The sequence below is a fragment of the Mycobacterium sp. 852014-50255_SCH5639931 genome, assembly GCF_001665605.1.
GTDB lineage: Bacteria > Actinomycetota > Actinomycetes > Mycobacteriales > Mycobacteriaceae > Mycobacterium > Mycobacterium paraffinicum.
In genome coordinates this window covers 149,831-173,760 of the sequence record NZ_LZSV01000026.1, presented here as the reverse complement: position 1 = coordinate 173,760, position 23,930 = coordinate 149,831, and the positions used below count along the sequence as shown (strand labels likewise).

Here is a 23,930-nt window from a genome sequence, read left to right as displayed (position 1 = left end):
GCCGGCGCAGCCCCGCCGCCGGCGCCCGCGGGCAACGCCCCACCGGCCGACGTGCCCCCGGCCGAGCAGCCGGCGCCGCCCGACCCGCGCAAGGAGCTCGCCGACCGCATCGCCGATGAGAAGAAGTGGCGCCAGAGCACCCGCCAGGGCGTCCAGTTCCTCGCTCTGCAGTTCCAGGCGACCCGCTGCGACAAAGAGGACATCCTGGCCGGCAACGACGACCCGAACCTGCCGCTGGTGACGTGCTCGACCGACCACAAGGCGGCCTACCTGCTGGCACCGTCGATCATCAGCGGCGACCAGATCCAGGACGCCACCTCCGGCATGAACCAGCGCGGCATCGGTTACGTCGTCGACGTGCAATTCAAGCCGGCGGCGGCGAACACCTGGGCGGACTTCACCGCCGCCCACATCGGCACTCAGACCGCGTTCACGCTGGACTCCCAGGTGGTCAGCGCCCCGATGATTCAGGAAGCCATCCCCGGCGGCCGGACCCAGATCACCGGCGGCGACCCGCCGTTCACCGCCGCAACCGCCAAGCAGCTGGCCAACGTCCTGAAATACGGTTCGCTGCCGCTGTCCTTTGAGGCTTCGGAGGCCCAAACCGTCTCGGCGACACTGGGATTGACCTCACTGCGAGCGGGGCTGATCGCCGGCGCAATCGGCTTGGTTCTGGTGTTGCTGTACTCGTTGTTGTATTACCGGGTACTGGGCCTGCTTACGGCGCTATCGCTAATCGCTTCCGGCGCAATGATTTTCGCGATCCTGGTGATCCTGGGCCGGCAGATCAACTACACCCTGGACCTTGCGGGGATCGCGGGTCTGATCATCGGTATCGGTACCACGGCGGACTCGTTCGTGGTGTTCTTCGAACGCATCAAAGACGAGATCCGCGAAGGCCGATCGTTTCGATCAGCGGTGCCTCGGGGCTGGGTGCGGGCCCGCAAGACGATCGTGTCGGGCAACGCCGTGACCTTCCTGGCCGCCGCGGTGCTGTACGCCCTGGCGATCGGCCAGGTGAGGGGCTTCGCCTTCACGTTGGGCCTCACCACGATCCTCGACGTCGTGGTGGTGTTCCTGGTGACCTGGCCGCTGATCTACCTGGCGTCCAAGTCGCCGACGTTGGCGAAACCCGCATACAACGGCCTGGGCGCAATCCAGCAGGTCGCCCGCGAGCGCCGGGCTTCGTCGAACGTCAAGACGGGACGGGGATAGCGTGATGGCCTCCAAAGGCAAGACTGACGCCGAAGCGACCGAGCTCACCGAAGCCTCCGAAGGCGCCACCGAGTTGACCGACAGCGGCGGCCTGCCGCGCCATGGCTTCCTGTCGCGCCTCTACACCGGCACCGGCGCCTTCGAGGTGATCGGGCGTCGCCGGTTGTGGTTCGGCATCAGCGGGGCAATCGTCGCTGTCGCCGTATTGAGCATCGCGCTGCGGGGTTTCACCTTCGGGATCGACTTCAACGGCGGCACGACGGTGTCGATGCCCGCCGCGGGCGCAACCGGCCAAGTGCAGACGTCGCAGGTGTCCGACGTGTTCCGCAAGGCCATCGGCCGCGACCCGGAGTCGGTGGTGGTCGTCGGCAACGGCGCCTCGGCCACGGTGCAGATCCGCTCCGAAACGCTGTCCAACGCCCAGACATCCACGTTGCGCAACGCCCTGTACGACGCGTTCCAGCCCAAGGGCGCCGACGGAAAACCGAGTAAGCAGGCCATCAGCGACGCGGCGGTCTCCGAGACGTGGGGCGACCAGATCACCGATAAGGCGCTGATCGCGTTGGTGGTGTTCCTGGCGTTGGTCAGCCTGTACATCACGGTGCGCTACGAGCGTTACATGGCCATCTCCGCGCTGACGACCATGGTCTTCGACCTCACCGTCACCGCAGGGGTGTACTCCCTGGTCGGTTTCGAGGTCACCCCGGCCACCGTCATCGGATTGCTGACGATTCTCGGTTTCTCCCTTTACGACACCGTCATCGTGTTCGACAAGGTCGAGGAGAACACCCACGGCTTCCAGCACACCACCCGGCGCACCTTCGCCGAACAGGCCAACCTCGCCATCAACCAGACGTTCATGCGCTCCATCAACACCAGCCTCATCGGGGTGTTGCCGGTCCTGGCGCTGATGGTGGTGGCGGTGTGGCTGCTGGGCGTCGGGACACTGAAGGACCTGGCGCTGGTGCAGCTGGTCGGCATCCTGGTCGGCACCTACTCGTCGATCTTCTTCGCGACGCCGCTGCTGGTCACGCTGCGTGAGCGCACCGAGCTGGTGCGCACGCACACCCGCCGCGTCGCGCGGCGCCGCAAGGCCGGCGCCGAGCCCGAGGAGGCGAAGTCCACCGAGGACGAATCGGCGTCGCCGGAGACCACGGCGGCCGACTCGGCACCGTCTGACAAGCCCGCACCGAGCAAGCCGGCGCCGGGTGCGCGCCCGGTGCGGCCGACCGGGACCCGGCGTCCGAGCGGCAAGCGAAACGCCGGCCGGCGGTAGTCGCCGTGGCCGCCAGGTATCGCCTCACCGGGGGCGCTATCGGTCTGGCCGCAATGCTCGCGGCGGCGTTCACGCTGACGGCGTGCTCCGGCAGCGCCGCCTCCCAGATCGACTACGTGGTCGACGGCCCGCTGGTCACCTACAACACCAACACCGTCGTCGGCGCCGCGTCGGCCGGGGCGCAGGCGTTCGCGCGCACGCTGGCCGGCTTCAGCTACCACGGCCCCGACGGGCAGACCGTCGCCGACCGTGACTTCGGCACCGTGTCGGTGGTGGGCGGTTCACCACTGGTGTTGGACTACCAGATCGCCGACAATGCCGTCTATTCCGACGGCAAACCGGTGACCTGCGACGATCTGGTGCTGGCCTGGGCGGCCCAGTCCGGCCGGTATCCCGACTTCAACGCCGCCACTCAGGCCGGTTACCTCGACATCGCCAACGTCGAGTGCCTGCCTGGGCAGAAGAAGGCCCGGGTGTCGTTCGCCCCGGACCGCGGCATCGTCGACTACAACCAGCTGTTCACCGCCACGTCGATGATGCCGTCGCACGTCATCTCCGACGAGCTGCACGTCGACGTGACCGCGGCCCTGCTGAGCGACAACGCCCAACTCGTGCAGCAGATCGCCAAGCTGTGGAACACCATCTGGGACCTCAAGCCCGGTCTCAAACAGAACGAGCTCGAAAAGCACTTCCCGTCGTCCGGCCCGTACAAGATCGAGCGCATCCTGGACGGCGGCGCGGTGGTGCTCGTGGCCAACGACCGGTGGTGGGGCCCCAAGGCGCTCACCAAGCGGATCACCGTCTGGCCCCAGGGGCCCGACATCCAGGATCGGGTCAACAACCGCAGCGTCGACGTGGTCGACGTGGCGGCGGGCTCCTCGGGAACGCTGACCACCCCGGACAATTACGACCGCGCTGATTCGCCGTCGGCCGGCGTCGAGCAGCTGATCTTCGCGCCGCAGGGCCCGCTCTCGCAGCCCAAGGCCCGCCGCGCGCTCGCCCTGTGCACGCCGCGCGACACGCTCGCGCGCGACGCCGGGGTGCCGATCGCCAACTCGCGGCTCAACCCGGCCGCCGACGACCCCGTCACCGCCGCTGACGGCGCCGCCGAGGCCGGCCAGTTCGGCAAGGCGGACCCCGCAGCCGCCCGCGACGCGCTCGGTGGGGCCCCGATGACGGTGCGGATCGGCTACCAGGGGCCCAACGCGCGCCTCGCGGTCAACGTCGGGGTGATCGGCAAATCCTGTGCCGCGGCCGGCATCACGGTCGCCAACGTCGCCCTGGATACCTCCGGGCCGCAAGCGCTCAAGGACGGGAAGATCGATGCCCTCCTGGCCAGCACCGGCGGAGCCGCCGGCAGCGGGTCCACGGGGTCGTCGGCGATGGACGCCTACGACCTGCACACCGGCAACGGCAACAACCTGTCGGGCTACTCGAATCCGCAGATCGACAGCGCGATCGGGGCGCTGGCGGTGTCGGCCGACCCCGGCGAGCGCGTGCGGCTGCTAGGGGAGGCGGCGCCGGTATTGTGGGGCGACATGCCCACTTTGCCCCTCTACCGGCAGCAACGGACGCTGCTGATGTCGAAGAAGATGTATGCCGTGAGCAAGAACCCGACTCGCTGGGGCGCGGGCTGGAACATGGACCGATGGGCCATGGTCCAGTGACGAGTGCCGACGGAAGCGCCTCGGTTGCCGACGTCATCGCCTCGCTGCTGCGCGAGGTGTCCGACTTTCCCAAGCCGGGGGTGCAGTTCCGGGACCTCACCGCGTTGTTCGCCGATCCGGCGGGGCTGGCGGCGATCACCGACGCGCTGGCCGAGATCGCGTCGGGCGCCGACCTGGTCGCCGGGATCGACGCCCGCGGGTTCCTGGCCGCGGCGGCGGTCGCCGACCGGCTGCGCACGGGAGTGCTGGCCATTCGCAAGGGCGGCAAGCTGCCGCCGCCGGTGTACGCCGAGCATTACGACCTGGAGTACGGCAGCGCGACGCTGGAGATCCCCGCGGACGGCATCGACCTGCGCGGTCGCCACGTCGTGATCATCGACGACGTGCTGGCCACCGGGGGCAGCCTCGCCGCGGCGGCCCGGTTGCTGGAACGCACCGGGGCCACCGTCGTGGCGGCGGCGGTGATCCTCGAACTGACCGCGCTGGGCGGTCGTCAGGCGGTGGCGGGGTTGCCGCTGCACAGCCTGAGTCGGCTCTAGCCCGGCCCACCGCGCGATATCCTCGAGGTCGGAGGTGACCAACGTGGCGGACGACAAGAGCGCGGCGCAGGCGCTTGACGCGCCCACTGACGTCGGTGACGCCCTGCTGGTCGGCGAGCCGGTGACGGCGCAGGCCGAGCCGCCGGATCCCCCAACCGAGACGCTGAAAACCCCCAGCAGCGCGTCGCGCCGGGTGCGGGCCCGGCTGGCCCGGCGGATGACCGCCCAGCGCACGACGCTCAACCCGGTGCTCGAACCGCTCGTGGCGGTGCACCGGGAGATCTATCCGAAGGCCAACGTGTCGCTGCTGCAGCGCGCCTTCGAGGTCGCCGACCAGCGCCACGCCACGCAGTTGCGCCATTCCGGTGATCCGTACATCACCCACCCCCTGGCCGTCGCGAACATCCTCGCCGAATTGGGCATGGACACCACCACTTTGGTGGCCGCGCTGTTGCACGACACCATCGAAGACACCGGCTACACGCTGGAGGCTTTGAGCGAGGAGTTCGGCGAGGAGGTGGGCCACCTCGTCGACGGCGTGACCAAGCTGGATCGGGTGGTGCTGGGCACCGCCGCCGAGGGCGAGACCATCCGCAAGATGATCACCGCGATGGCCCGCGACCCCCGGGTGCTGGTGATCAAGGTCGCCGACCGGCTACACAACATGCGAACCATGCGCTTCCTGCCGCCGGAGAAGCAGGCGCGCAAAGCCCGCGAGACGCTGGAAGTCATTGCGCCCCTTGCGCATCGGCTGGGTATGGCCAGCGTCAAGTGGGAACTCGAAGACCTGTCCTTCGCGATCTTGCATCCGAAGAAGTACGACGAGATCGTCCGCCTGGTCGCCGGCCGCGCGCCGTCCCGGGACACCTACCTGGCCAAGGTCCGCGCCGAGATCACCAACACGCTGAACGCGTCGAAGATCAAGGCGACGGTGGAGGGCCGCCCCAAGCACTACTGGTCGATCTATCAGAAGATGATCGTCAAGGGCCGCGACTTCGACGACATCCACGACCTGGTCGGCATCCGCATCCTGTGCGACGAGATCCGCGACTGCTACGCCGCCGTCGGCGTCGTGCATTCCCTGTGGCAGCCGATGGCGGGACGGTTCAAGGACTACATCGCCCAGCCCCGATACGGCGTCTACCAGTCGCTGCACACCACGGTGGTGGGCCCTGAGGGCAAGCCGCTGGAAATCCAGATCCGCACCCGCGACATGCACCGCACCGCCGAATACGGCATCGCCGCGCACTGGCGCTACAAGGAAGCCAAGGGCCGCAACGGCGTTCCGCATCCCCACGCCACCGCCGAGATCGACGACATGGCCTGGATGCGCCAGCTGCTCGACTGGCAACGCGAGGCCGCCGACCCCGGCGAGTTCCTGGAGTCGCTGCGCTACGACCTTGCGGTGCAAGAGATCTTCGTGTTCACCCCCAAGGGCGATGTGATCACCCTGCCGAACGGGTCGACGCCGATCGACTTCGCCTACGCCGTGCACACCGAGGTCGGCCACCGCTGCATCGGCGCCAGGGTCAACGGGCGGCTGGTGGCGCTGGAACGAAAGCTGGAAAACGGGGAAGTCGTCGAGGTTTTCACGTCGAAGGCGCCCAATGCCGGGCCGTCGCGGGACTGGCAACAGTTCGTGGTGTCGCCGCGCGCCAAGGCGAAGATCCGGCAATGGTTCGCCAAGGAGCGGCGTGAGGAGGCGCTGGAGGCGGGCAAGGAGGCCATGGCCCGCGAGGTGCGCCGCGGCGGACTTCCGTTGCAGCGCTTGGTCAACGCCGAATCCATGGCCGCGGTGGCCCGCGAACTGCACTACGCGGACGTGTCCGCGCTCTACACCGCGATCGGCGAGGGCCACGTGTCGGCGCGCCATGTCGTGCAGCGGCTGCTGGCCGAGCTCGGCGGGATCGACCAGGCCGAGGAGGATCTCGCCGAGCGGTCCACGCCGACGACCATGCTGCGGCGCCCGCGCAGCAGCGACGACGTCGGCGTCTCGGTCCCCGGCGCCCCGGGCGTGCTGTCCAAGCTGGCCAAGTGCTGTACGCCGGTGCCCGGCGACCAGATCATGGGCTTCGTCACCCGCGGTGGGGGAGTGAGCGTGCACCGCACCGACTGCACCAACGCGGCGTCGCTGCAGCAGCAGGCCGAGCGCATCATCGAGGTGCGCTGGGCGCCGTCGCCGTCGTCGGTGTTCCTGGTGGCCATCCAGGTCGAGGCGCTCGACCGCCACCGGCTGCTCTCCGACGTCACTCGGGTGCTGGCCGACGAGAAGGTCAACATCCTGTCTGCCTCGGTCACCACGTCCAATGACCGGGTGGCGATCAGCCGGTTCACCTTCGAGATGGGTGACCCGAAGCACCTCGGGCATCTGCTCAACGTGGTGCGCAACGTCGAAGGCGTTTTCGACGTGTACCGCGTCACGTCGGCGGCCTGAGGCGACTTAACGATCCCCGCTAGCCGACCCGCACCGAGTTGATGGTGACCGGGTTGGTGGGAGCCCCGCTCTGCCGGTTGCCGGCGATACCCGCCTGGGCGACCTTGTCGAGGACCGCCAGGCCCGCCTCGCTGATGGTGCCGAACACCGTGCTCTGCGGCTCCAATTCCGAATCCCGGAACACCAGGACGAATTGGCTGCCGTTGGTGTTTGGCCCCTCGGTGGCCATGATCACGGTGCCGCGCGGGTACATCACCGTCGCCCGGAGCGCGGGGTCGTTGGCCGGGTACTGGTTGGTGGGGTATTCGTCGGCAAATTGATAGCCGGGGCCACCGGCGCCGTCCGCGTCGGGACCGCCGCACAGCAGCGACCCACCGTCAGTCGAGTTGATCAGCCGGGCGCACTGGGTGTTGTCGAAGAATTGCTGCTTCGCAAGGCTGACGAAGCTGTTGACCGTGCACGGAGATTCGCCGTTGGCGAGCTCGATGCCGATGTCGCCTAGGTTGGTCGAGATGGTGGCCGGGATCTGCGCGGGTTCGCTGGAAACCCTGCCGGACGGAGGCGGGTTGACCGGCTTGACGATGGCGTCCGGCGCGCTCGGGTATTGGCAATTGGCGCCCAGATCGGCCGGCGGTGCGAACGCCGGCAGCGGCGGCACGGTCCCCGTTGCCTGCGCGGTCGGTCCGGAATTCGACCCCGGCCTGTTGGGAACGCGGGCGCGGGTCGGGGTGCTCGATGCCGCGCTGTTGGCCGAGTCGTCGTTCTGGGTCACCAGTGCGATGACCAACGCCACCACCGCGGCCAGCGCCAGGGCCGACGCGCCAACGATGCCCAGCAGCAGACGACGGGATTGCGTCGGTGGGCTGTATGGCGGCCGCGACTCGGGACCGGCGCCCGTCGGGGGGAAGTCCTGCGTGGGTTCCGGCGGGCCCGGCGGCGATGTCGGTGGCGTCGGCGGGGGGCTCCATGCGGCCGTCCCATCCGGGGCGGCCAATGCCGCCCGGGCTGCTTCGGCGAGTTCCATCGCCGACTGGTAGCGGTATTCGGGGTCTTTGGCCATCCCGCGGGCGACCACCGCGTCGAGGGCCGGGGGCACGCCGGCGGCGGTGGTCGAGGGTTGCGGCGGCGGCGTGTTCAAATGCGCGTTGAGCTGTTCCTCGAGGCTGTCGCCGGCATAGGGCCGCTTGCCGGTCAAGCACTCGTGCAGCACGCAGGCCAACGAATACACGTCGGCGCGGTGATCCGTTGTGCCCCTGAACCGTTCGGGCGCCATGTAGGCGACCGTGCCCATCGTGTGCCCGGTCTGCGTGAGCGACGTGTCGGCCAGGGTACGGGCGATGCCGAAGTCGATCAGGTAGACGAAGTCGCGCGCCTGGGTGACCAGAATGTTCTTCGGCTTGATGTCGCGATGGATCAGCCCGACCTGGTGGGCACTATCCAGCGCAGCGGCAACCTGTTCGATCACCGCCACCGCGCGCTCGGGGGACAGCCGCCCCCCGTTCTCGTCGATGTACTGCAACAAGTCGCGGCCCTCGATCAGCCGCATGTCGACATAGAGCCGACCGTCGATCTCGCCGTAACCGTGGATCGGCACCACGTGCGGGTCGTTGAGGCTCGCCGCGATGCGTGCCTCTCGGCGGAATCGCTGCTGAAACTCCTGATCCTCGGCCAAGTTCGGGGGCAGCACCTTCAACGCGACGACCCGGTCGGTGGCGGCGTCGTAGGCACGGTAGACCTGGCCCATGCCGCCGCGCCCCAACACTTCCAGCAACTGGTATTGCCCGAAAGACTCTGTCCCCACGCAACGACCTTAAGCGGTGGACCGCCCGTTGGTCGCCCGATTCCGGCCGAATCAGCGGCGTTGCGCTGCTTGGCTTTAGTCGAGCAACAGCGAGGTGATGGTGACCTCGGAGGCCGGTGCGCCGTCCTCACCGCCGCCGGCGACGCCGGCTTTGGCGATCTTGTCCAGCGTGGCCAGCCCGTCGGGCTGAATGGTGCCGAAGACGGTGTATTGGGGCGGCAGCTGGGAGTCCTTGTACACCATGAAGAACTGGCTGCCATTGGTCCCGGGACCGGCGTTGGCCATCGCCAGGGTGCCGCGCGGATAGAGGACTGGCTGTTGCGCCTTCGGGTCGTTCGGCGGGTATTGGTCCGTCGGGTACTCGTTGGCGAATTGGTAGCCCGGGCCGCCGGTGCCCTCCCCCTTGGGGTCGCCGCATTGCAGGACGCCCAGGTCCGGCGAAGTGGTCAGCCGGTGGCATTTGGTGTTATCGAAGTATTTCTGGCCGATCAGGCTTGCGAAACTGTTTACCGTGCAAGGTGATTCGTTGTTGGCGAGCATCAATCCGATGCGGCCCTGGTTGGTCACCATGCTGGCGCTCACCTGAGCCGGGTCGGTCGGCACCTTGCCGGTGCGCGGCGGCTTGACCTCCTTGGCGGCTGGCTCGGGGGACGCCGGGTACTGGCAGTTGGCGCCCAGATCGGCCGACGGCTTGAACGCCGGCAGCGGCGGAGCGGGCGGCGTCGGTCCGGCGGGCGTCGTGGACTCGGGGGAGCTGCTGGGGGCCGCGGAGGTGGCGCTCGTCGCGGTGTTGCTCTTGTGCTCGTGTTTGGTGTTGATGACCGTGAGCACCACCGCGACGACCGCGGCCACGGCCACGGCTGAGCCGGCGGCGATCAACACGATCCGGCGCAGCTTGGCTTGCTTCGCGCGGCGCTCCAGCTGCCGTTCGAGCTTGCGCTTTGCGTTGGCACGTCGCTGTTCATTGGTCGGCACGGCCGTATGCCTCCATGGTCGGTAAGTCGGGTGCCCGGCAAAAGGCGTCGGTGGCCAGCTCAGGCTAATGTGGGCGCCGCGACCGGTGTCAAGTGGGGCCCGTGGGAAACTGGGAACCGTGTTGATCACCGGATTTCCCGCCGGCATGTTGCAGTGCAACTGCTATGTGCTGGCTGAGCGGCCGGGCACGGATGCCGTCATCGTGGATCCGGGCCAGCGGGCGCTGGGCCCGCTGCGGCGCATCCTCGACGAGAACCGGCTGACGCCGGCCGCGGTGTTGCTCACCCACGGACACATCGACCATATGTGGTCGGCGCAGAAGGTGTCCGACACCTTCGGCTGCCCGACCTACATCCACCCCGAGGACCGGTTCATGCTGAAAGACCCGATCTACGGCCTGGGCCCGCGGGTGGCGCAGCTGGTGGCGGGTGCCTTCTTCCGCGAACCCAAGCAGGTCGTCGAGCTCGACCGCGACGGCGACAAGCTGGACCTGGGCGGCGTGACCGTCAACGTCGACCACACGCCCGGGCACACGCGCGGGTCGGTGGTCTTCCGGGTGGCGGGAGACAACGATGTGGTGTTCACCGGCGACACCCTGTTCGAACGCTCGGTGGGCCGCACCGACCTGCACGGCGGCAGCGGCCGCGACCTGCTGACCTCGATCGTGGAAAAACTTCTGGTGCTCGACGACGAGACCGTGGTGCTGCCGGGTCACGGCAACGCCACCACCATCGGCGCCGAGCGGCGTTTCAATCCGTTCATCGAAGGCCTGAGCCCGTGACGGAGTTTCACGCGCCCAAGGGGGTGCCGGACTACGTCCCGCCGGACTCCGCGCAGTTCGTGGCCGTCCGTGACGGGTTGTTGGGCGCCGCCCGCCGGGCCGGCTATGGCCACATCGAGTTGCCCATCTTCGAAGACACCGGCCTGTTCGCCCGGGGTGTCGGCGAATCCACCGACGTGGTGTCCAAGGAGATGTACACGTTCGCCGACCGCGGTGACCGCTCGGTCACCTTGCGACCCGAGGGCACCGCGGGGGTGGTGCGCGCGGTGATCGAGCACGGCCTGGACCGCGGGGCGTTGCCGGTCAAATTGTGTTATGCGGGGCCGTTTTTCCGCTACGAGCGGCCGCAGGCCGGCCGCTATCGGCAGCTGCAGCAGGTGGGTGTGGAGGCGATCGGCGTCGACGATCCGGCGTTGGACGCCGAGGTGATCGCCATCGCCGACGCCGGCTTCCGGTCGCTGGGGCTCGACGGGTTCCGCCTGGAGATCACCTCGCTGGGCGACGAGACCTGCCGCCCGCAGTATCGGGAACTGTTGCAGGACTTCCTGTTTGGGCTCGATCTCGATGACGAGACGCGCAGGCGTGCCGAGATCAACCCGCTGCGGGTGCTCGACGACAAGCGACCGGCCGTGCGGGCCATGACGGCCGACGCGCCGGTTTTGATCGACCACCTGTCCGATGTCGCCAAGCAGCACTTCGACACTGTGCTGGCGCACCTCGACGCGCTCGGCGTGCCCTACGTCATCAACCCGCGCATGGTGCGCGGGCTGGACTACTACACCAAGACCACCTTCGAGTTCGTCCACGACGGTCTCGGCGCGCAATCCGGGATCGGCGGCGGCGGCCGCTATGACGGCCTGATGCACGAGCTCGGTGGGCAAGACCTGTCCGGCATCGGGTTCGGGCTCGGCGTCGACCGCACCCTGTTGGCGCTGCGCGCCGAGGGCAAGAGCGTGGGGGAGACGACCCGCTGCGACGTGTTCGGCGTGCCGCTGAGCGAGCAGGCCAAGCTTCAGCTGGCGGTGCTGGCCGCGCAGCTGCGCGCCTCTGGTGTGCGCGTCGACATGGCCTACGGCGACCGCGGCCTCAAGGGCGCGATGCGCGCGGCCGACCGTTCTGGGGCGGTCATCGCGCTGGTCCTCGGCGACCGCGACATCGAGGCGGGGACGGTCGGCTTGAAAGATCTCACGACCGGGGATCAGGTGTCCGTCACCGCGAATTCTGTTGTCGCCGAGGTTCTTTCAAAACTAGACCGGTAGGGCGGGCACCCTCGCCGGGTTATTTCTTGCTCGGAATGATGATCACGACGATCAACGTGAGGATCGAGAAGAATAGGCCGAGAATTCCCCAGCCCAGCGGATTGCGACCCTTCGTCATTGCGATGATTGCGCAGATGATTGCGGCAATAACGCTGCCGATGGCGACAAAGATTCCCTTGATGCCGCGAAGGATAAAGCCGGCCGCGACGGGGTCCGAGCTCGCCAGAATGACCGAGTGCAACATGTCAGGTCCTTTCGTGAGGGGCCCAGAGGTCATACCCACCCGAATCCGCAATAAAACCGCACTCGGGTTTAGGCACTAACCGAAAACGACGTTATCCGCGCGGATAACCGCGCCGGACCGTCCGATCCAGAATTCCCAACGTCGCCCGCAATGCGCCTTCGGAGAGAATCGGGAAAATTCCGGCTTCTCGCCACTTGGGGTCGATGTTCGACCAGTCGTAAAACGAGGTGACCACGGTCGCCGAGCCGTCTTCGCTCGGCTGGAGTTGATAGCCGTAGACATGGCCGATCGGAGGCTGAATTTTGCCCAGAACGGTCCACGCGATCAGCCGATCCTGTTCGAATTCCGTGATGTCGACGGTGACGTCGTACTTGCCGAATTGCGGAAAGTCGTTCAATGACTCGCGATCCATGTGCACGACGAAACGGTCACCGACACCGCGTACCCGATCGCCTTCGGCGCTTTGAAGCATTCCGGACGAGTCGATCGCGACGTGGCCCTGCGGGTCGCACAGCACTGCGAAGATGTCCGGTGCCGGTGCCGCGATGGTGCGCTGAGTTTCAATGCGTTCGGTCATAATTGCCTCGCAGCCGGTTCGATACGACAGGGTCATCGCTTACTCTACGACCGCGAATTCGCCTTCGGCGATGCCCGGATTCACACCCGCCTTCGATGCGGCGTGCGATCATAAGCGGTGACGCGTCGATATTCGCATCCGCAAAAGGGGGAGCGATGGTTTCACGAGTCCGCACCGCCCTGACGGGAACGGCTGTGGCCGCAGCGCTTATCGGAGTGGCCTCGGCGGGTGCGACCGCTCCGGCCGCCGCGGCTCCCGCCTTCGCCGCCGTGCCCGGTAGGCCCGCTCCGCTGGACGACCCCGATCCCGGGCTGCCCACCAACCCCTTTGATCCCCGATGTGCGGGGATGCCTGGGTGGGCTCAATGCCAGGGCGGCCCATACGCCGCGCCGCAGGGTCCGGCGGACCCCTCCTGCATCAGCATGCCCGCCGACCCGGTATGCGCGGGAGGGCCGTACGCCATCCCGTCGCCGCCTCCGGCTCCGCCACCGCTCGAGATGCCCCCGCCGCCGATCGAGATGCCGCCGCCGCCACCGCCTCCGCCGCCACCCGTCGAGGTGCCCGGTCATATCTGAACCCAGCCCGCCGCGGTGCTTGACTCAGGATCGAACTAATGTTCGAATAGCTCATGCGCTGGGCGGACCAGGCCGTCGCGGTCAACGGGCAGCCCGTCGAGGACGGGGCGCTGCCGGGGTTGCAGCGGATCGGGTTTGTCCGGAGCGTGCGTGCCCCACAGTTCGAGGGGATCACCTTTCACGAGGTGCTGTGCAAGTCCGCGCTCAACAAGGTGCCGGACGCTTCCGCGTTGCCCTTCCGATACACCGTCAACGGCTACCGCGGCTGCTCGCACGCCTGCCGCTATTGCTTTGCCCGGCCGACGCACGAGTATCTGGACTTTAACTGCGGCAACGACTTTGACAGCCAGGTGGTCGTCAAGACCAACGTCGTGGGGGTGCTCCGCCGCGAGTTGCGGCGGCCGTCGTGGCGCCGCGAGACCGTCGCGCTGGGCACCAACACCGACCCCTACCAGCGGGCGGAGGGGCGCTACGCGTTGATGCCGGGCATCATCGCCGCCCTCGCCGAATCCGGGACACCGCTGTCGATCCTGACCAAGGGCACGCTGCTGCGCCGCGACCTGCCGTTGATCGCCGCTGCGGCGCAGCAGGTTCCGCTGTCGGTTGCGGTGTCGCTGGCGGTCGGTGACGCGGACCTGCATCGAGATGTCGAGCCCGGCACGCCCACACCGCAGGCGCGGCTGGGCCTGATCGCCGCGGTCCGCGAGGCCGGTCTGAACTGTCATGTGATGGTGGCGCCCGTGCTGCCGTACCTGACCGACTCGAAAGAGCAGCTCGATCGACTGCTCGGCCAGATCGCGGGCGCGGGAGCCACCAGCGTGACGGTCTTCGGGCTGCACCTGCGCGGGTCGACCCGCGGCTGGTTCATGTCGTGGCTGGCCCGCTCGCATCCCGAGCTGGTGGGCCGCTATCGCGAGCTGTACCGGCGCGGGGCGTATCTGCCGGCCGGTTACCGCGAGATGCTGCGGGGGCGGGCGGCGCCGCTGGTCGCGAAATACCGGCTGGGCGGCGACGAGCGTTCGTTCCGCCAGCCCGTTGCGGTAACCCGGGTGGAGCCGGAACCCCTTCAGGCGACGCTCTTTTGAACTACGCCGGCCGGTCGGCACGCGGCTTGGTCAGGGTGAATCGGTCCACGACGGTCACCGCGCCGAACGGCCCGCTCAGCGCGTAATGCGTGGCCTTGATCGACGTGTTGCCGCCGGGGTTGCCGGGGTCCACCTCGAACGCCGCGAAGCCGTAGGGATTGTCCCGGTCGCGGAAGGCGGACCACGGCGCGTCCTCCATGACGTAGATCGGCGCCTTGCGTCCGAGCCCCGGGTCGAAGGCGCCGACTCCGGTCAACACGCGGCAGCGCGGCTCGGGGAAGAAGAACCCGTTCGTGGGCGCCGACGTGCCGCCACCGCCGATGACGACGTGCACCGTTCCCTTGGTGGAGTCGATGACGTCGTTGCGGGTGGTCACGGGTATCGGCGTTCGGGTGTCGGTCTGCAGCGTGCCGCGCAATGGGTGCGACCGCTCGTAGTGGTGTTCGTGGCCGCACACCACCAGGTCGACCTGGTGCTCGTCGAACAACGGGAGCCATTCCTCGCGGATCCCCAGGTCGGCACCGTTGGCCTTGTCGGCGGTGGAGATGGCCGTCTGGTGCATGCACACGACAATCCAATCGATGTCGGAGTCGCGCCGCGCGGCGGCGAGTTCGTTTGCCAGCCAACGCTTCTGCTCACCGCCCGAGTAGCCGTGTACGTAGAAATTGCCGCCGTCCTGGAACGCCACGTCGTCGTTGTTTAGGCTGATCACTCGCACCGAGCCGGCCGTGAACGAGTACCACAGGCCGCGGGTCTCGGGACTGGATCCGGAATCGGGCACCGCGAAGTATGCCTGATAGGCGCCGTAACCGATTGGGCCGTTGCCCAATTCGTTTTCGTGGTTGCCCGCTGCGGGCATCCAGGGCCGGTAGCGCGCCGACCGCGTGTTGTTCTCGAACCAGGCCGACCACGTGCGGATGCGGTCTTGAGCGAGGTTGGCATAGCACAGGTCGCCGTTGACGAGGTTGAACAGCGGTGCCATCCGCTCGACCGCCAGGGTGGTGTCGGCGGAGGCGGGCGATCCGATGTTGTCGGTGCCGTATGTGCCGTCTGGCAGCCTCTCCAGCGTCGGCGTGGACTGGTCACCGAAACTGGTGAAGCAAAAGGGCTTTTGCCCAGACGGGGCGGTCCGGATGGTGCCCATCTCCGGCTCCGCGCCGTCGTGCACCGCGGCGTACACGTAGTCGGTGTCCGGGGTGAGGTTCGTCAGGTGGGCGTGGTTCACCCGAACCTCGGTGTTGGACTTGGCGTCGCGGTAGGTGCGGGTTTCGGCCGCCACCGTCTGCCCGAGGCCGGACGTCGGCGTGCCGAACATGACGCGCGGATTCCGGACGGCGTCCACGGTGTGCCAGGACACCACCACCTCGGAGCCGGCGTGCCGGCCGAATTGCAGGTGCAGTCCCGTCACCGGTGGGGCGGCGCCGTTGCGGCTCGGCTGATACCAGAGGGCGGGCGCGCTGGGGCGCGACCACAACATGGCGGCCCCGCCGCCCACGCCCGCCCCGAGGGCGGCCGAGACCGCGCTGGTCGTCAACAATCTGCGGCGACTGATGCCGGGGGCGGAAGCACTGCCGCGGGGCTGTGCGGGTTCGTCGACCACCCCTGCTTAATACCCGAGTGGGATGAACCTCCGCGGAACGGGCGCCCGCTAGTGGCGGTGCGGCTCGAGTAATGCGGCCTGGCCGGTGGCCGGGGGGCGGGCCGCCAGCCACTCGCGGGTGGCCGCCTGCGATTGCTCGATAAGCGTTGCGGCGTGCGAGAAGTCGGCTCCGGAGATGGCGACCGGGCATAGCGGTCTGATGACGCGCAGGTCGACCGCTTGCTCGAAGCGCTCGACGTCGACGGCCAGGCGATGATTCACGGCGAGGGTCATGGCGTGCAACGCCATATTGACCGCGGTCTTCGGCGATGCGGGCAGGGCGCACGAGTAGCCGGTCGGCAGCACCCAGACTCGGTCGGCGCCCAACGCGACCGCGTGCGACACCGGCGCGTTGTTCACGACGCCGCCGTCCATCAGGTCGCGCCCATTTACCCGCACCGGCGGGAAGACGCCTGGGATGGCGGCGCTCGCGGCGATCGCGTCGACGGCGTTTCCCGAGGACAGCAGGACGTCGCCGCCGGAGATCACGTCGGTGGCCACCACGTGCAGCGGGATGGGCGCATCCTCGAGCCTGCTGAACTCCAATTTGTCGGCCAGCAGCCGTCGCAACCCGATGTTGGGGACCAGGTGGGGCCGGCGGCCCAGCATGCCCATCGCCCCGGCGATCGGGTGTGTCGGGAAGATGTCCTTTCGCGACAACGACGTCCATAGGTCGGCGAGTCCTCGAATCCCCGGACGATCGGGCCGTGAGGCGATCCATCCGCCATTGACCGCGCCGACGGACGTCCCGACGATCAGGTCGGGGCGTTCCCCTTCGTCGGCCAGCGCGAGCAGCATGCCGACGTGAATCGCGCCGAGGCTGGCCCCGCCGGACAAAACGAAGGCAGTGGGCACAAATGCATAGTAAGGACCTTTTCCACGCGTAGCCCCGTAACGAATTGGGTAGCGTTTTCGATATGACGAACGTGCGAATAGTGACCACAGGGGTCGCGGTGGCGACGTTTGCGGCAGCCGCAGCGCTGGCCGTCACGCCCGCGACCTCATCTGCGGACCCTGCCGGCCACCAGGTGACCTACACGATCACCACCACCGGCAATCTCACCGGCAACGTCCGCTACATGAACACCGATCCGCCCAGCCAGGCGGCCTTCAACGCCAACTCGTCGCAGTACTTGAACAGCGTGCAGACGGCGTTCAGCGCGGGGCAACCGCTCGTGTACAACACGACGCTGGCCGACCCGAATCAGTGGGCGTTCGTGAACGCGAGCGGCGGGTGTCACTGGCCGGACTGCGATTCGTCGAACACGCCACAGATTCAGTGCCAGATCGCGGTCGACGGCCAGGTCGTGGTGACGCAGAGCGCCACCACCGGGGTCACCTGCTCGACGCGGCCCTGGTAAGTAGCGAACACGTCGACGCGTCTCATCGGTGCACCCGCAACGCGAGGTAGTACTCGTGCCGCCGGGTGTTGTCGACGGTGTAGCCCACCGCCTTCGCCACCCCGTCGTGGTCGGACTCCAACCAGCGTTCGGTGTATTGCCGGCTGAATTCGGTCCACGACGGCACGGTGAACCTCTCGAGGACCGTGTCGGGATGTTCCAGGCTGTGGTACAGCCCCCAGCTATGGCCTCCCGTTCGCAACCGTGAGCGCCTGACCGCGCTCATCGCCTCGACGAAGTCCTGCAGGGTGTCCGTCACGACTCGATAGCGGACGGTCACCAGCACGGGTCCGTCGTTCGGGCACGGTTCGAACACGACCATCGGCGACGGCCACGCCCGCGAAATGTCGCGGCTCAGCTTCCCGGTTTCCGGCCGCAACCCGAGCGGCACGACGCTGAGGGCGGTGACGCCGAGCAACGCCGCCGACAATGTCAGCGCCACGCCCAGTCCTTCCCGCGTGGCGACCACGCCCCAGAGATACGAGCCGACCGCCTGCGAACCCGTGAAGACCAGCAGGTACATCGCCAACCCGCGGGCCCGGACCCAGCGCGGCAAATGCAGCTGCGCCGCGGCGTTCAACGTCGTCAGCGTGATCAGCCAGGTCATCCCCGACAACACCAGGAAGGGCGCCGCCGCGGTGAACGGCAGCCAGACCACCGCGAGTGTGGCGGCGCCGTACGCGGCCGCGCACCCGGCCAGCAGCGTGTTGGGCGGCAGCCTCTGGCGTAACGGCGCGGGGACCGCGACGGCGAGCACCGCGCCGCAACCGATGGCGCCCAGCGCCGCACCGTAGCCACTGGCTCCCAAGTGCCACGTGTCGGCGGCGGCCACCGGCAAGAGGGCTAACAGGGCCGAGGCGGGGAAGACGAAAAGGGCAGCGCGCAGCAGGATCCTGCGAAAGATCGGGCCGTTGATCGCGTAGGCCAACCCGGTGAGGATGGCCTGGCCGAGGTGTTCTCGTTCGACGGGCGCGATCTGTTTCGGCCGTCGCCAGGCCGCCAGGGCGATGATGATGCCCACGAACGAGATCGCGTTGATCGCGAAGACCGCCGCCGGACCGACCAACGCCAGGACGACGCCGCCGATGGCGGGTCCGACCACCCGGGCGATGTTCACCGAGACGCTGGCCAAAGTCGCGGCGGCCGTGATCTGCTCGCGCGGAACGACCTCGGGCTGAATCGCCTGCCACGCCGGCGCGGTCAGCGCGGAGGCGACGCCGATGGCCAAGGTGAACAGCAGCAGTGCCGTCGGGGTGAGTCGGCCGAAGTAGGTCAGTCCCGCCAGGACCAGCGCCACCACCACCGCATACGACTGCAGCACCATGAGCAGCCGCCGCTGGTCGAACACGTCGGCGAGCGCGCCGGCGAACAATCCCAACAGGAGCGTCGGCCCCAGACTCGCGGTCTGGACCAGTGCCACGACGGTGGCGCTGCTGTGACCTTCGACCAGAAACCATTGCGCCGCAACACTTTGCATCCAGGTGCCGACGTTGGAGACGAACTGCGCGATGAACAGGGCGCGGAAAACCTGATTGCGCAAGGGCGTCCAGACCGACACCTCCGCGGTGTCGGTGCGCTCCTGCGTCAGATCCGACATACGAGCCTTTCGCGTCGTGCGGCGGGGTAGAAGTCTAAGACACGTACCCGACGCGCGCATGGCGGATCGGCATCAGCGCCGGGTTCGGGCCCCGGGCTCGTGCGCGACGACGACGACCTCCGCCGGTTGGGCGCCGACGGTTCGGATCGTGTGGCTGACCGACGCGTCGAAGTAGGCGCTGTCGCCCGCGTGGAGCGTGAACCTCTGGTCGCCGTAATCGAGTTCGACACAGCCCGCGTGCACGAACATGAATTCCTGCCCGCCGTGCTCGGGGTGCGGATCGTCGGCCGGCCCTTCGGTCGGGCGAACCACGAACGGCGACATGGATTTACCCAGCATCGACGGCGCCAGCACCCGATAACGCTGGCCGTCGGCGCCGCCGGGCGCCCGGTCGACGGCGATCTTCTCCTGCGCCGCCTCGTCGGAGAACAACCGCCCCACGTCCACGTCGAGGGCCTTGGCCACCTTGAGGGCCACCGCGATCGACGGGGTGCTCTGCCGGCGTTCGATTTTGGACAGGTAGCTCTTGGTCAACCCGGTCTGTTCGGCCAGCGCCTCGAGGGTGAGGCCGCGTTGGGTGCGGACCGCGCGTAGCAGTGCTGTCACTGACGATGCCTCCGATGACACAAGGTTTCCTATGGTGTTACATTGTGTCATATGGCCAGCACGTTCACCGACTCCAAAGCCGAACTGATGCGTCGCGCCGCCGAGCAGCTGACGGCCTCCCAAGCCGACGCCCGGCTGACCACCCGGCAGAAGCTCGCGCTGACCTGTCGCGCGTTGTTCGACGCCGGGCACGACTCGGGGCTGGCGGGGCAGATCACCGCCCGGGCCGAGGCCGACGGCACGTACTACACCCAGCGGCTGGGCCTCGGGTTCGACGAGATCACCGACGCCAATCTGCTGCTGGTGGACGAGGATCTCAACGTCCTCGACGGTGATGGAATCCCTAACCCCGCCAACCGTTTCCACAGCTGGATCTATCGCGCCCGGCCCGATGTGCAATGCATCGTGCACACCCACCCGTTCCACGTGGCGGCGCTGTCGATGCTGGAGGTGCCACTCGTCGTCTCCCACATGGACACCACGCCGCTCTACGACGACTGCGCCTTCCTCGCCGAATGGCCGGGTGTGCCGGTCGGCAACGAGGAGGGGGAGATCATCACCGCGGCCCTCGGCGACAAGAAGGCGGTGCTGCTGGCGCATCACGGCCAGGTGGTGGCCGGCGCCAGCATCGAAGAAGCGTGTTCGTTGTCGGTGCTGATCGAGCGCGCCGCCAAGCTGCAGCTGGCCGCCATGGCCGCCGGCGCCGTCAAAGAGCTGCCCGAGACACTGGCCCGCGAGGCCCACGACTGGACGCTTTCGCCCCAGCGCAGCCGCGCCAACTTCGCCTACTACGCCCGGCGGGCCCTGGCCCGGCATCCGGATGCGCTCACCGATTAAGCCACTGGACAACGACATTCGAGGAGTTCGCCCGTGCCCGACATCCACGGCATCATCGCCTACCCGGTGACTCCGTTCGCCGACGAAGGCATCAATACCGAGCGGCTGGCCGCGCTGGTCGATCGGCTCGTCTCCTCCGGCGTCCATGCGATCGCGCCGCTGGGCAGCACCGGTGAACTGGCTTATCTCGATGAACCCGAATTCGACGCCGTGGTCGACACCACCATCGCCACGGTCGGCGGCCGGGTGCCCGTGATCGTCGGTGTGTCAGATGTGACCACCGCCAAGACCATTCGGCGTGCCCGATACGCCGAGCGGGCCGGCGCCGACGCGGTGATGATCCTGCCGGTGTCCTACTGGAAGCTCCGCGAGCGGGAGATCGTCCAGCACTACCGCAGCATCAGCGACGCCATCTCGATCCCGATCATGGCCTACAACAACCCGGCCACCAGCGGCGTCGACATGCCCCCCGAACTGCTGGTCCGCATGTTCGAGACCATCGACAACGTCACCATGATCAAGGAATCGACCGGCGACCTGACCCGCATGCGGCGCATCGACGAGCTGTCCGGCGGCCGGCTGCCGTTCTACAACGGCAGCAACCCGCTGGTGCTCGACGCCCTCAAAGCCGGCGCCTCCGGATGGTGCACGGCCGCACCCAATCTGCGGCCCCAGCCCTGCATCGACCTGTACGAGGCGGTGCGCGCGGGCGACCTGGACAAGGCTCAGGTCCTCTACGACGACCTCAAGCCGCTGCTGCAGTTCATCGTCGCCGGGGGACTGGCCACCACCGTTAAGGCCGGCCTGGACTTGCTCGGCTTCCCGGTCGGGGATCCGCGCCCGCCGCTGCTGCCGCTCGACGAGGAAGGTCGCGCCGAGCTGAAGCAACTACTCGCTGGCTAGCGGCGGTCGCGAGCGCGGCGGAGCCGGGCGAAGGGGGCCGCCGCCATCAGGACTAGCGGCGGTCGCGAGCGCGGCGGAGCCGGGCGATGGGGGCCGCCGCCATCAGGACTAGCGGCGGTCGCGAGCGCGGCGGAGCCGGGCGATGGGGGCACCTCCCGCTTGCGGGGGACGGGCCGCCGCCATCAGGACTAGCCGAGGCTCGGGGCGGAGAAGGTGTCGCACTGCTTCGGGTCGCCCGTCTGGTAGCCGACGGTGAACCAATGCTGCCGCTGCTCCGACGAACCGTGCGTCCACGACTCGGGATTGACCCGGCCGGTCGATTCCTTCTGGATGCGGTCGTCGCCCACCGACGCCGCGGCCGAGAGGGCGTCTTGGATGTCCTGTTCGCTCAAGGGCTGCAGGTAGGGGACGCCGGTGCTCTCCTGTTTGACGGTCGACGCGTAGTGCGCCCAGATGCCCGCGTAGCAGTCCGCCTGCAATTCCGTGCGGACACCGTTGCCGCCTGCGCCCTTCGCCCCTTGCTGGGAGCGGCCCAGGACGCCCTGCAGTTGCTGCACGTGGTGGCCGTATTCGTGGGCGACGACGTACTCCTGCGCGAACGGCCCACCGCTGGAACCGAATTTGTCGACGAGCTCCTGGAAGAAGTCGGTGTCGAAGTAGGCGGTCTGGTCCACCGGGCAGTAGAACGGCCCCACCGCGGTGGTGGCCGGCCCGCAGCCGGTGTCCACCGAACCGGTGAACAGCCGCACATGCGGCCGGGTGTAGCGCGGCATCAGCTGGTGCCACACCGCGTCCACCGAGTTGCCGGTCGCTACCACGCGGCACTGCACGTACTTGTTGGCGTCGGACCCGGTCTTGCACTGGCTCAGGTCAAACCCGGGCGCCGAGTAGCCGCTGGTGTTTCCCTGCTGGTTGAGCACGCGGCCCGGATCGACGCCCAGCAACAGGGCGCCGATGAGGATGAGCAGGCCGAGGCCGCCGCCCCCGATGGCCATCCCCATGCCGCCCCCACCCGAGGAGGAAGCGGTGCTGGTGTCGATCTGCATTCCCTCGTTGAAGCTCATGGCATGCTCCTAATGTTGCTGGGTCGCGGAGTAGCGGGCGTCGGTGTAGCTGCGCAGGTTGCGCAGGAATCGGCGAAGGCCCAGATTGAGCAGCGGCCCCACCCCGTACATCGCCAGCCTGGCCGGGCCCGCGGGCTTTTGCGCCATGGTCCACGTCAACCGGCAACCGCCCGGGATGACCTCGACCCGGTAGTCTTCGGCAAACGCGGCGACGGCCTGGGTAGAGCATTCGTTGAAACGAAAAGCCATGTGGCTGAACGGTTCCCAGGCCAAGAACTCCTCGTTGCCGACCATCCCGCCGCGCATCTCGACGACGCGGGTGGTGCCGGCGCCGCGCGGCTCGGGGCTGGTCCAGGTCACCTTGGTGATCACGCTCGCCCAGCGCGGCCACGCCTGGGCGTCCGCGAGCACCTCGAACAGCTGCTCGGGCGTGATGGCGAGATCGACGCTGTTGCGGAACACGAAAGGCGCGCTGTCGATGAAGCCCAGGTCGACGCGCTCGCAGGGGAACATGGAATTAATCTAGCCGGGGCCGTCGCTCGCCGCGGCCAGCAACGGCACAACGACGTCGCTGATCGGCGTAGCCAAGTTATGGGCGCGGGCTTTGCGGATGATCACCCCGTTGCGGATGTCCCATTCCATCCGCCGACGGTTCTCCCGGTCGGCCAGGATCGAGGTGCCCATGTCCTCGGGAACGTGGCGAAACATGCCGGCCAACTCGTCGACGATGCCGTCGGGCAGCCGGGCGCCCTCGGCGCGGGCTACCGCCAGGCATTCGGCGACGTAGCTGCGGGACAGTTCGGTCACGTCGTCGCGGCGAAACATGCCGGACCGCCGCCCGGACAGCGCCATGAACCCGGCCAGCGCGTTGGTGAGCAGCTTGCGCCAGGCCGCGGTGATGAAGTCGGGGTCGCACTCGACCCGGCAGCCGGCGCCGCGCAGCAACTCGGCGAGCGTCTGCGCCGACGGCCCGCTGGGCAGCACCAGGGCGGCCTCGGTGCGCAGCCGGACCCATCCCTCGGGCTGGGTCTCGGCCGAATACCAGACGATCCCGGGGACCACCGGTGACGACGGGCAATGCGGCTGCACCTGCTCGATCTGCTCCACGCCGTTCTGCAGCACGGCGACGATCGTGTGCGGGCCGCAAAGGCGGGCCAGCCATCCGGCGGCGGCGTCGTTCTGGGTGGCCTTCACCGCCAGCACCACCACGTCGACGGGGCCGGTGACCTGGCCGGGATCGGTGTGCACCGGGCCGGGCACCACGATCGGATCCGCGCCGTCGGGCCGCAATTCGATGCGTTCCCGGGTCGTGCGGCCGCACACCTGAACCGCGTGCCCGGCCTTGTGCAGCAGCGCGGCGACCGTCGTGCCGACAGCGCCGGGGCCGACTAGTGCGATGGTGGTGGCAATAGGTCCGAAAGTACCTCCTCTAGACTGGTCACTCGTCCAAAGCCCG

At 68.2% G+C, this 23,930-nt stretch carries 23 protein-coding genes; 12 read left to right on the top strand and 11 right to left on the bottom strand.

Annotated elements, in window-relative coordinates; translation table 11 throughout:
- From secD to A5758_RS16145, 5 genes are all read left to right on the top strand, one after another.
- The coding region (gene secD / locus A5758_RS16165; protein ID WP_067741856.1) for a protein translocase subunit SecD at nucleotides 1–1,215 on the top strand (1,215 nt) is incomplete at its 5' end.
- Between the two features lie 4 nt (nucleotides 1,216–1,219).
- Nucleotides 1,220–2,491, top strand: coding sequence for a protein translocase subunit SecF (gene secF / locus A5758_RS16160; RefSeq protein ID WP_067741853.1), 1,272 nt, complete (start codon nucleotides 1,220–1,222; stop codon nucleotides 2,489–2,491).
- Between the two features lie 53 nt (nucleotides 2,492–2,544).
- A complete protein-coding gene (locus A5758_RS16155) occupies nucleotides 2,545–4,158 on the top strand; it encodes an ABC transporter substrate-binding protein (protein WP_067741813.1) in 1,614 nt (537 codons plus the stop codon).
- Nucleotides 4,140–4,697, top strand: coding sequence for an adenine phosphoribosyltransferase (locus tag A5758_RS16150; RefSeq protein WP_156622658.1), 558 nt, complete (start codon nucleotides 4,140–4,142; stop codon nucleotides 4,695–4,697). Before A5758_RS16155 ends, A5758_RS16150 begins: the two co-directional genes overlap by 19 nt.
- Before the next feature lie 43 nt (nucleotides 4,698–4,740).
- Nucleotides 4,741–7,131, top strand: coding sequence for a bifunctional (p)ppGpp synthetase/guanosine-3',5'-bis(diphosphate) 3'-pyrophosphohydrolase (locus A5758_RS16145; protein ID WP_067209764.1), 2,391 nt, complete (start codon nucleotides 4,741–4,743; stop codon nucleotides 7,129–7,131).
- A gap of 19 nt (nucleotides 7,132–7,150) precedes the next feature.
- Here A5758_RS16145 and A5758_RS16140 read toward each other — a convergent pair whose 3' ends face one another.
- Both A5758_RS16140 and A5758_RS16135 read right to left on the bottom strand, forming a co-directional pair.
- A complete protein-coding gene (locus A5758_RS16140; protein ID WP_067741810.1) occupies nucleotides 7,151–8,932 on the bottom strand; it encodes a protein kinase in 1,782 nt (593 codons plus the stop codon).
- 75 nt (nucleotides 8,933–9,007) lie between these two features.
- Nucleotides 9,008–9,907 carry a peptidylprolyl isomerase gene (locus tag A5758_RS16135; RefSeq protein WP_067741807.1) on the bottom strand — a complete coding sequence of 300 codons (900 nt, stop codon included), beginning with the start codon at nucleotides 9,905–9,907 and terminating at the stop codon, nucleotides 9,008–9,010.
- A 118-nt stretch (nucleotides 9,908–10,025) separates the two neighbouring features.
- Here A5758_RS16135 and A5758_RS16130 point away from each other — a divergent pair, with 118 nt between their 5' ends.
- A complete protein-coding gene (locus A5758_RS16130; protein ID WP_067209696.1) occupies nucleotides 10,026–10,688 on the top strand; it encodes an MBL fold metallo-hydrolase in 663 nt (220 codons plus the stop codon).
- Complete coding sequence (hisS, locus tag A5758_RS16125; protein ID WP_067741803.1) at nucleotides 10,685–11,947, top strand: histidine--tRNA ligase; 1,263 nt, start codon at nucleotides 10,685–10,687, stop codon at nucleotides 11,945–11,947. Before A5758_RS16130 ends, hisS begins: the two co-directional genes overlap by 4 nt.
- A 19-nt stretch (nucleotides 11,948–11,966) precedes the next feature.
- Here the strand turns inward: hisS and A5758_RS16120 are convergent, their stop codons facing one another.
- Nucleotides 11,967–12,191, bottom strand: coding sequence for a deoxyribodipyrimidine photolyase (locus A5758_RS16120; protein WP_067209702.1), 225 nt, complete (start codon nucleotides 12,189–12,191; stop codon nucleotides 11,967–11,969).
- Nucleotides 12,192–12,282: 91 nt separating this feature from the next.
- Entirely contained in the window at nucleotides 12,283–12,768 is a 486-nt protein-coding gene (locus A5758_RS16115) for an SRPBCC family protein (protein WP_067209767.1), read from the bottom strand.
- Nucleotides 12,769–12,923: 155 nt separating this feature from the next.
- Between A5758_RS16115 and A5758_RS26075 the strand changes: the two genes are divergently transcribed.
- Both A5758_RS26075 and A5758_RS16110 read left to right on the top strand, forming a co-directional pair.
- Nucleotides 12,924–13,343, top strand: coding sequence for a hypothetical protein (locus A5758_RS26075; RefSeq protein ID WP_197503960.1), 420 nt, complete (start codon nucleotides 12,924–12,926; stop codon nucleotides 13,341–13,343).
- Nucleotides 13,344–13,396: 53 nt separating this feature from the next.
- A complete protein-coding gene (locus A5758_RS16110; RefSeq protein ID WP_067741800.1) occupies nucleotides 13,397–14,428 on the top strand; it encodes an Rv2578c family radical SAM protein in 1,032 nt (343 codons plus the stop codon).
- A gap of 1 nt (nucleotide 14,429) precedes the next feature.
- Here the strand turns inward: A5758_RS16110 and A5758_RS16105 are convergent, their stop codons facing one another.
- Nucleotides 14,430–16,028: a metallophosphoesterase family protein gene (locus tag A5758_RS16105; protein WP_067741797.1), complete on the bottom strand. Its 1,599-nt coding sequence runs from the start codon at nucleotides 16,026–16,028 to the stop codon at nucleotides 14,430–14,432.
- A 48-nt stretch (nucleotides 16,029–16,076) separates the two neighbouring features.
- The gene (locus A5758_RS16100; RefSeq protein ID WP_067209710.1) at nucleotides 16,077–16,922 is read right to left on the bottom strand and encodes a patatin-like phospholipase family protein; all 846 of its coding nucleotides are present in this window, start codon (nucleotides 16,920–16,922) and stop codon (nucleotides 16,077–16,079) included.
- Between the two features lie 62 nt (nucleotides 16,923–16,984).
- Here A5758_RS16100 and A5758_RS16095 point away from each other — a divergent pair, with 62 nt between their 5' ends.
- Nucleotides 16,985–17,428, top strand: a complete 444-nt coding sequence (locus A5758_RS16095; protein WP_067209713.1) for a hypothetical protein — start codon at nucleotides 16,985–16,987, stop codon at nucleotides 17,426–17,428.
- Nucleotides 17,429–17,450: 22 nt separating this feature from the next.
- Here A5758_RS16095 and A5758_RS16090 read toward each other — a convergent pair whose 3' ends face one another.
- Nucleotides 17,451–19,064, bottom strand: a complete 1,614-nt coding sequence (locus A5758_RS16090) for an MFS transporter (protein ID WP_067741794.1) — start codon at nucleotides 19,062–19,064, stop codon at nucleotides 17,451–17,453.
- 72 nt (nucleotides 19,065–19,136) lie between these two features.
- Nucleotides 19,137–19,670: a helix-turn-helix domain-containing protein gene (locus A5758_RS16085; protein ID WP_067209720.1), complete on the bottom strand. Its 534-nt coding sequence runs from the start codon at nucleotides 19,668–19,670 to the stop codon at nucleotides 19,137–19,139.
- 51 nt (nucleotides 19,671–19,721) lie between these two features.
- Here A5758_RS16085 and A5758_RS16080 point away from each other — a divergent pair, with 51 nt between their 5' ends.
- Nucleotides 19,722–20,507 (top strand): aldolase, encoded by a 786-nt coding sequence (locus tag A5758_RS16080; protein WP_067741791.1) that lies wholly within the window; start codon nucleotides 19,722–19,724, stop codon nucleotides 20,505–20,507.
- Nucleotides 20,508–20,540: 33 nt separating this feature from the next.
- Complete coding sequence (locus A5758_RS16075; protein WP_067741787.1) at nucleotides 20,541–21,410, top strand: dihydrodipicolinate synthase family protein; 870 nt, start codon at nucleotides 20,541–20,543, stop codon at nucleotides 21,408–21,410.
- Between the two features lie 188 nt (nucleotides 21,411–21,598).
- Here A5758_RS16075 and A5758_RS16070 read toward each other — a convergent pair whose 3' ends face one another.
- Genes A5758_RS16070 through A5758_RS16060 form a run of 3 tightly spaced genes read right to left on the bottom strand, consistent with a single transcriptional unit; the run spans nucleotide 21,599 to nucleotide 23,884 of the window.
- Entirely contained in the window at nucleotides 21,599–22,474 is an 876-nt protein-coding gene (locus tag A5758_RS16070; RefSeq protein WP_067741784.1) for a neutral zinc metallopeptidase, read from the bottom strand.
- A 9-nt stretch (nucleotides 22,475–22,483) separates the two neighbouring features.
- Nucleotides 22,484–22,987, bottom strand: a complete 504-nt coding sequence (locus tag A5758_RS16065) for an SRPBCC family protein (RefSeq protein ID WP_067741780.1) — start codon at nucleotides 22,985–22,987, stop codon at nucleotides 22,484–22,486.
- Between the two features lie 9 nt (nucleotides 22,988–22,996).
- Nucleotides 22,997–23,884 carry an oxidoreductase gene (locus A5758_RS16060; protein ID WP_197503959.1) on the bottom strand — a complete coding sequence of 296 codons (888 nt, stop codon included), beginning with the start codon at nucleotides 23,882–23,884 and terminating at the stop codon, nucleotides 22,997–22,999.
- Nucleotides 23,885–23,930 lie beyond the last annotated feature (46 nt).